This is a genomic window from Flavobacterium daemonense, assembly GCF_007341385.1.
GTDB classification, from domain to species: domain Bacteria; phylum Bacteroidota; class Bacteroidia; order Flavobacteriales; family Flavobacteriaceae; genus Flavobacterium; species Flavobacterium daemonense.
Genome location: NZ_VJYD01000023.1, coordinates 24,130 through 32,438, shown reverse-complemented (window position 1 = coordinate 32,438; position 8,309 = coordinate 24,130). Strand labels below are relative to the sequence as shown.

At 35.1% G+C, this 8,309-nt stretch carries 6 protein-coding genes; 3 read left to right on the top strand and 3 right to left on the bottom strand.

Annotation, left to right across the window (positions count from 1 at the left end; genetic code table 11):
* Positions 1–128: 128 nt before the first annotated feature.
* The 3 genes from FND99_RS19690 to FND99_RS19680 form a co-directional block, all read right to left on the bottom strand.
* A complete protein-coding gene (locus FND99_RS19690; RefSeq protein WP_144339638.1) occupies positions 129–935 on the bottom strand; it encodes a helix-turn-helix domain-containing protein in 807 nt (268 codons plus the stop codon).
* 63 nt (positions 936–998) lie between these two features.
* Positions 999–2,420, bottom strand: a complete 1,422-nt coding sequence (locus FND99_RS19685) for an aldehyde dehydrogenase family protein (protein ID WP_144339637.1) — start codon at positions 2,418–2,420, stop codon at positions 999–1,001.
* A 175-nt stretch (positions 2,421–2,595) separates the two neighbouring features.
* Positions 2,596–3,420 (bottom strand): universal stress protein, encoded by an 825-nt coding sequence (locus tag FND99_RS19680; RefSeq protein ID WP_144339636.1) that lies wholly within the window; start codon positions 3,418–3,420, stop codon positions 2,596–2,598.
* A gap of 174 nt (positions 3,421–3,594) precedes the next feature.
* Here FND99_RS19680 and rimP point away from each other — a divergent pair, with 174 nt between their 5' ends.
* From rimP to infB, 3 genes are read left to right on the top strand one after another with little or no spacing between them, the layout of a single operon-like run.
* Entirely contained in the window at positions 3,595–4,059 is a 465-nt protein-coding gene (gene rimP, locus FND99_RS19675; protein ID WP_162615578.1) for a ribosome assembly cofactor RimP, read from the top strand.
* A gap of 13 nt (positions 4,060–4,072) precedes the next feature.
* On the top strand, positions 4,073–5,326 hold the full coding sequence (gene nusA, locus FND99_RS19670) for a transcription termination factor NusA (RefSeq protein WP_133526433.1): 1,254 nt from the start codon (positions 4,073–4,075) through the stop codon (positions 5,324–5,326).
* Positions 5,327–5,385: 59 nt separating this feature from the next.
* The gene (gene infB / locus FND99_RS19665) at positions 5,386–8,268 is read left to right on the top strand and encodes a translation initiation factor IF-2 (protein WP_144339634.1); all 2,883 of its coding nucleotides are present in this window, start codon (positions 5,386–5,388) and stop codon (positions 8,266–8,268) included.
* Positions 8,269–8,309 lie beyond the last annotated feature (41 nt).

Here is an 8,309-nt window from a genome sequence, read left to right as displayed (position 1 = left end):
CTATGGTGTAATGGTAACACTACGGTTTTTGGTGCCGTCTTTCTAGGTTCGAGTCCTAGTAGACCAACATAAAAAGCTTCTCATTTCTGAGAAGCTTTTTTTTATGGGATAAATTCAAGCTCGTGTTTTTATTTGTGATTTAAAGAAGAAGGAACTATTCCAAATTTCTTTTTGAAAGAAAATGAAAAATGAGACAGGTCTTCAAAGCCAACGCCTATATATACTTCTGATGGAGGATTACCTTGACTAATCAAATAATAAGCTTCTTGAAGTCTTTTGTTTAATAACCATTTTCCGGGCGTCTGCTGAAATGTTTTCTGAAAATCTCTTTTGAATGTTGCTAAACTTCGTCCTGTTAAATAAGCGAAACGGTGAAGGTGAACATTAAAATGAAAATTTTTATTCATAAAAGCTTCAATGTCAATTTTTCCGGGTTCATTAAAATCAAATAAAATGTCTTTAAGTTCTGGATTTACTTTAAGGAGAAGATGGACGGCTTCTTTTATTTTTAAATTAAATAAAGCTTCATTGTTTTCTTGTTCTACTTCAAGATAGGAAATCAATGATTCCATAAAAGATTTGTAAAGTGGATTGGTAGCTAGAATAATCATTGCTTCTGAATCCGTTTTTTTGTTGATTTTAAAATCGTATTCTTTGCTTATTTCGCGCAGTATTTCCTGATCTAAGAAAAGAGAAATTGTTTTGAATTCTCCATCTTCTGGTGGGATTTTTGTGAATTTTGCTAAGTGGTTTCTTTTGCTGAAACGAAAATCTCCGGCTTTTGTGTGATAGGTATTTTTGCTGTCCGAAGCTATCATTTCTCCTGAAATTTGATAGCTAAAAACATGTTCTGGAATAAAATGTTCGCCTTCTCGACTGCGTGCGTAATAGCAGGAGTAAAGTATTTTTGGTTTCGGATTTGCTTTTGTTGTCATATCGTAAAATTACTAAAAGATCCGGAAAATTTTTTGAAGAAAAGAATTCCGGATCTTAATTGATTATTTTGGCTGAATCAGTGCTTTTGGCTCTAAATAAGCTTCAAGTCCAATTGTTCCAAATTCTCGACCAATTCCAGATTGCTTGAATCCGCCAAAAGGAGCTAATGGATCATGTCCGATTCCGTTTATTTGAACGCGTCCAGCATTAATTTGCGAAGCGATATTGTGGGCTCTTTTATTATTTGATGAACTTACATAAGCTTGTAATCCGTAAGTGGTGTCGTTTGCAATTTCAACTGCTTCATCATCTGTTTTGTAAGTTATGATGGTTAATACGGGGCCAAATATTTCTTCTCTGGCAATACGCATTTGATTGTTAGCATTTACAAAAACGGTTGGTTTAACAAAATTTCCTTTTTCTAAACCTTCGGGTTTTCCTAATCCTCCGATTAAAATTTCGGCACCTTCATTAATTCCGAGTTGAATGTAATCTTGAACTCGATTAAATTGTTTTGTGTTTACCATTGGGCCCACTGCGGTAGTTGGGTTTTTGGGATCTCCAACAATTATGTTTGAAATGGTTTCTTTAATTAGGATTTTGGTTTCTTCTAGCTTTTTTTCAGGGATCAATAATCTTGTTCCGGCTATACAGGCTTGTCCGCTGTTCATAAACGCTGCGCTTACAGCAAGCGGAATAGCTTTTGAAAAATCAGCATCGTCTAAAATGATATTTGGGGATTTTCCTCCAAGTTCAAGAGTGACACGTTTCATTGTGTTGACAGCCTCTTTTGCAATGGTTTTTCCGGTAATTGTGGAGCCTGTAAAAGAAATTTTTGCAATGTCAGGATTACGACTGATTTCTGCGCCTACAATTTCGCCCAAACCGTTAACGATATTTACTAACCCTTTTGGGAGTTTTGCGTCGTGTAGGCATTCTATCATTAGTTGCGTTTGTTGAGCGCTCATTTCGCTTGGTTTGATTACGGTTGTGCATCCTGCTACTATTGCAGTCGATAATTTACTACAGATAAAGCCGTTGCTTGAATTCCATGGGATTATGATTCCTACTACGCCAAGCGGTGTCATTTGAACTTCGGATTCTCCCATTGTTTTGATGAAGTCATATGAGTTTAATAAGCTGATTGCGGAGTCAAAACTTTTTAGCATGTATTCGTAGCTTATAGAGGCAAATTGAAAAGTGCCTCCATATTCTTCAATCATTATATTGATGAAGTCTGTTTTTCTTTTTTCAATAGAAGTCTGGATGTTTTTTAGATATTGAATTCTTTCTGGAATTGAAGTTTTAGAAAAAGTTTTAAAAGCAATTTTAGCGGCTTCGATTGCGTTTTGAGTGTCTTCGGTATTTCCTAAGCGAACTTTTCCCAGCTTTTCATTTGTTGTTGGGCTGATAAGGTCAAAATATTCTGTCCCTTTTGGTGAAACAAATTCTCCGTTAATGTAAATTTTGTCTATTGTTTTCATGATATATGATTTAATGAATTTTTATTTGACAAATTTCAGAATTAAGGAGCTGTTTGACTTTGTTGGAAAGCTCAATCTAACTTTGTTGAAAAGCTCATTTTTTAAAGTTGAATGCATAAAAAAATCGCCTTTTACTCAAAAGGCGATTTTGTGAAAAATAAATTTCTATTTTTTTTTAGATCTTTACTGTAATGACAGGTCTAACAGCGTGATTTACTAATCCTTCGCTGATGCTTCCATTGAAAAAGTGTGCAAATCCAGTTCGGCCATGAGTGCACATTCCAATAATATCGGCATTTACACTGTTGGAAAAGTTGATGATTCCTTTTTCGATATTAGTGTCATTGTATATATGGGTTGAGTAATTAGGAATATTGAAATGAGTTACAAATTCGTCCATTGCTTTCTGGACAACGTGAGTTGGTTTGAAGCTGTTTGGAGTACAAATTGTGACAAGATGAATTTTTGAGTTAAAGAATTTGACGAAGTTGAGCAATTTTTCAAAAGGAGCTTTGGTTTCTTCGGAAAAATCAGAAGCAAAAACAATGTCATCAACTTTAAAATTAGAAATGTCTTTTTTGATTACCAGAACTGGAATTTCAGAATTCCGCACTACTTTTTCAGTATTAGAGCCTATTAAAAGTTCCTCAACGCCAGAAGAGCCATGTGATCCCATAATGATTAAGTCAACTTCGTAATCTTGGCTCACTTGCTTGATTCCGTGAATTGGTTTGTCCATTTTTACAATTTCAGTCACAGAAATTCCGTCCAAATAAGGTCTTGATGATATTTCGTCAAGCATTTCATTTGCCTTTTTCATGAAGAGCATAGTTTCTGGAATGCTTGTTCCGCCAAGAATAGCATCATTCATTTGGTTTGGCAGCTCGAGCATGTGTAAAATTATGATTTCGGAATCATTTTTTTTAGCAATTTGCGAGGCAACTTTTAAGGCATCTTCAGCATGTTCTGAAAAATCAGTAGGAACTAGAATTCGTTTCATAATCTTTGAGGTTAAATTATTTGGGTACTCTGTTATTTAATGCTACTATAAAGATAAGAAATATTTTTAGAGCAATCAATTTATTTGATTTATAAAAAAATCACTATATTTGCATCGTTATTTATTAAAATCTAAATAATGAGGGGACTAAATGTCCCCTCTTTTTATAAAATTATGACATTTAAAGAAAAAGTAAACAAATTAATTGACGAAGCTCTTCTGGAAAAGCCATCAGTCTTTTTGATTGATTTGACTGTTTCAGATTCTTTTAAAATTAGTGTTGGTTTAGACGGAGATAATGGAGTGGCGCTACAAGATTGCATTGATATCAGTCGTGCGATTGAGAATAATCTAGATCGTGAAGAACAGGATTTTTCTCTTGAAGTAGCATCTGTTGGAGTAGGGTCTCCTTTAAAAATGATAAGACAATACAAGAAAAATATTGGTAGAACGCTGATTGTTACTACAAATACTGAAAAAATTGAGGCAGAGTTGGTAGAAGCTAACGATGTTTTTATAATTTTGTCTTGGAAAGCAAGAGAACCAAAAAAAGTAGGAAAAGGAAAAGAAACAGTTCAAAAAGAGCAACAAATACCTTATACAGAAATTAAAGAGGCAGTTGTTACAGTAACATTTTAATTAAAGAATTCGCATGGAAAATTTAGCATTAATCGATTCATTCTCAGAGTTTAAAGATAATAAACTTATTGATCGTGTAACGCTTATGGCAATTTTAGAGGACGTGTTTAGAAATGCATTGAAGAAAAAATACGGTTCTGATGAAAACTTCGATATCATTATAAATCCTGATAAAGGAGATATGGAGATTTGGAGAAGAAGAGTAATTGTTGCTGATGAAGATCTGGATTTTGAAAACGAAGAGATTACTTTGACTGAAGCAAGAATGATTGAAGCGGATTTTGAAATTGGTGAAGAGGTTTCTGAAGAGGTTAAATTGATTGATTTAGGAAGAAGAGCTATTTTGGCTTTGCGTCAAAACTTAATATCTAAAATTCACGAACATGATAATACAAATCTTTACAAACAATTTAAAGATATTATCGGTGATATTTACACTGCAGAAGTACACCACGTGCGTCCTAGAGTAGTTATCTTGGTTGATGACGAAGGAAACGAAATTGTACTTCCGAAAGAAAAACAAATCCCGTCTGACTTTTTCCGTAAAGGAGATAATGTTCGCGGTATCATTGAAAGCGTTGAGTTAAAAGGAAACAAACCTCAAATTATTATGTCTAGAACTTCTGAGAAGTTTTTGGAAAAATTATTTGAACAAGAAATTCCTGAAGTTTTCGACGGATTGATCACAGTTAAAAATGTAGTGCGTATTCCTGGTGAAAAAGCAAAAGTAGCTGTAGATTCATATGATGACAGAATTGATCCAGTTGGAGCTTGTGTTGGTATGAAAGGTTCTCGTATTCATGGAATTGTTCGTGAGTTAGGAAATGAAAATATCGACGTAATTAATTATACAAACAACATTCAGTTGTTTATTACAAGAGCTTTAAGCCCTGCAAAAGTTTCTTCAATCAAAATCGACGAAGAAAACAAAAGAGCTGAAGTGTTCTTGAAATTAGAAGAGGTTTCTAAGGCAATTGGTAGAGGTGGACACAACATTAAATTAGCTGGTCAGTTGACTGGTTATGAGTTGGATGTTATTCGCGAAGGCGATGTTGCTGGTACAGTTGCAGATGAGGACGATGTTGAATTAACTGAGTTCTCTGATGAAATCGAAGAATGGGTTATCGAAGAATTTGCTAAAATAGGTTTAGATACTGCAAAAAGTATTTTAAAACAAGAAGTAGAAGATTTAGTAAGAAGAACGGATTTAGAAGAGGAAACAATTCTAGACGTTATGAAGATACTAAAAGAAGAGTTTGACAGCTAGAAACTAGCTGAATATCTGCTCTAACAACACAACGAAAAAGGTAATAATAAAAAGGTTATATGTCTGAAGAGAGAGTAATAAGAATAAACAAGGTTTTAAGGGAATTAAATATCTCGTTAGAAAGAGCTGTTGATTATCTAAAAGATAAGGGAATTGCTATTGATGCAAATCCAAACGCTAAAATTTCTGACAGTGAATTTAATATTCTGCAGAGCCAATTTGCGGGCGATAAGGGGAATAAGGAAGCTTCAAAAGAGGTAGGAGAAGAGAAAAGAAAAGAAAAAGAAGCATTGCGTGTTGAACGTGAAAAAGAAATTGAAGACAAACGCAGACAAGATGAGGAACGCCAGAAGCAACAAGAAATCATAAAAGCGAGAGCTGTTGTAAGCGGGCCTGTTCAAGTTGGTAAAATTGATTTGAACCCAAAGAAACCTGCTTTTTCTGCACCTGTTGAAGAACCAGTTAAAACTAGTGAGCCAAAAGTTGCTGTTACTCCTGCTCAACCAGAAAAACCTGTTGAAAAAGAAAATGTACAGCCTGAGCCTGTTGCTCCTGTAGTTTCTTCTGAAGAAAAAAAGGTTGAAAAGCCTATTATTACTGAGAAAAAAGAAGTAAAAAGTGAAAGCTCTAAAACAGCACAGGAGCCTATTGTTTCAACAGATCCTGCTACTGCCGAAGAAACTATCACTACGCAATATCAAAAATTATCTGGAACTACTCTTACAGGGCAAACAATTGATTTATCTCAATTTAATAAGCCTAAGAAGAAAAAAGAAGATCCAAAAATCACTCCTAATAAACCGGGAGTTCCAGGGGCAGGAAATAACAATAACGCGAATAAAAATAAGCGTAAAAGAATTGCTCCTAAACCGGGTGCGCCAGGTGCGCCAAAACCTGCAACAGGTAATGCGCCAGGAACACCAAATCCTAATAAAATTACTCCAAACACTGGAGGCGGAGGCTTTAATGCCAACAGAAGTTCAAGACCTGGTTTTGTAAAAGGAAACCGTCCTGCAATTGTTGCTAAAGTTGAGCCAACTGAAGAGGAAGTAAAAAACCAAATTAGAGAAACTCTTGAAAAACTTCAAGGTAAAGGTGGTAAATCTAAAGCTGCTAAATACAGAAGAGATAAAAGAGAAACGCACCGTCAGAAATCTGATGATGAGCAAAGAGCACTTGACGAAGGAAGTAAAACAATTAAAGTTACTGAGTTCGTTACGGTTGGTGAAATTGCTATCATGATGGATGTGCCAATTACAAAAGTAATCGGAACTTGTATGTCTCTTGGAATCATGGTTACAATGAACCAGCGTTTAGATGCTGAGACATTAACTATTGTTGCTGATGAGTTTGGTTATGAAGTTGAGTTTATCACTGTCGATATCGAAGAGGCTATTGCAGTAGTTGAAGATAGAGAAGAAGATTTAGTTACAAGAGCGCCAATTGTTACGGTAATGGGACACGTTGATCACGGTAAAACATCTTTGCTGGATTATATTCGTAAAGAAAATGTTATCGCTGGTGAATCTGGAGGTATTACACAGCACATTGGAGCTTATGGAGTAACACTAGATAATGGTCAAAAAATTGCGTTTTTAGATACTCCAGGTCACGAGGCGTTTACCGCGATGCGTGCACGTGGAGCGCAAGTTACCGATATTGCTATTATTGTAATTGCTGCGGATGATGATATCATGCCACAAACAAAAGAGGCAATCAGTCATGCTCAAGCAGCAAATGTGCCAATTATCTTTGCAATTAATAAAGTTGATAAGCCAAATGCTAACCCTGATAAAATTAAAGAAAGATTGGCAGGTATGAATTTACTTGTTGAAGATTGGGGAGGTAAAATTCAATCGCATGATATTTCTGCAAAAACAGGATTAGGTGTGAAAGAATTATTGGAGAAAGTTTTGCTAGAAGCTGAAATTTTAGATTTGAAAGCAAATCCTAATAAAGCAGCTCAAGGAACTGTAGTCGAAGCTTTCTTAGATAAAGGTAAAGGATACGTTTCTACAATTTTAGTACAGCAAGGTACTTTGAAAATTGGAGATTATATGCTGGCTGGAAAACACCACGGAAAAGTTAAAGCGATGCATGATGAAAGAGGGCATACTGTTTTAGAAGCAGGACCTTCGACTCCAGTGTCTGTTTTAGGTTTGGATGGAGCTGCTACAGCGGGTGATAAATTCAATGTTTTTGAAGATGAAAAAGAAGCAAAACAAATTGCATCTAAACGTTCTCAGTTAATGCGTGAACAATCTGTACGTACTCAAAGACATATTACTCTAGATGAGATTGGACGCCGTATCGCTCTTGGTCAGTTTAAAGAATTGAACGTAATCCTTAAAGGAGACGTGGATGGATCTGTTGAAGCGTTGTCTGATTCGTTCTCTAAACTTTCTACAGAAGAAGTTCAAATTAATATTATCCATAAAGGTGTTGGTGCAATTACGGAGACTGATGTTAACTTGGCTTCTGCATCTGATGCAATTATTATTGGGTTTAATGTTCGTCCTGCTGGAAATGCTAGACAACTTGCGGATAAAGAAGAAATTGATATCCGTTACTATTCTATTATTTATGCGGCTATCGATGATTTGAAAGATGCAATGGAAGGAATGTTGGCTCCTGAAATGAAAGAAGAAGTTTTAGGAACTGCTGAAATTCGTGAGATTTTTAAAATTTCTAAAGTAGGATCAATTGCTGGTTGTATGGTGACAGATGGAAAAATCTTGAGAACCTCTAAGATTAGAGTTATTAGAGACGGTGTTGTTGTTCATACAGGTGAATTAGTTGCTTTAAAACGATTCAAAGACGATGTTAAAGAAGTAACAAAAGGATATGATTGCGGTATTCAAATTAAAGGATTTAATGATATCGAAGAAAGAGATGTTATTGAAGCTTATCATGAAGTTGCAATCAAAAAGAAATTGAAATAATTCTCAATTGCTATAATTTAAAAGCCTCAATTTTCATTGAG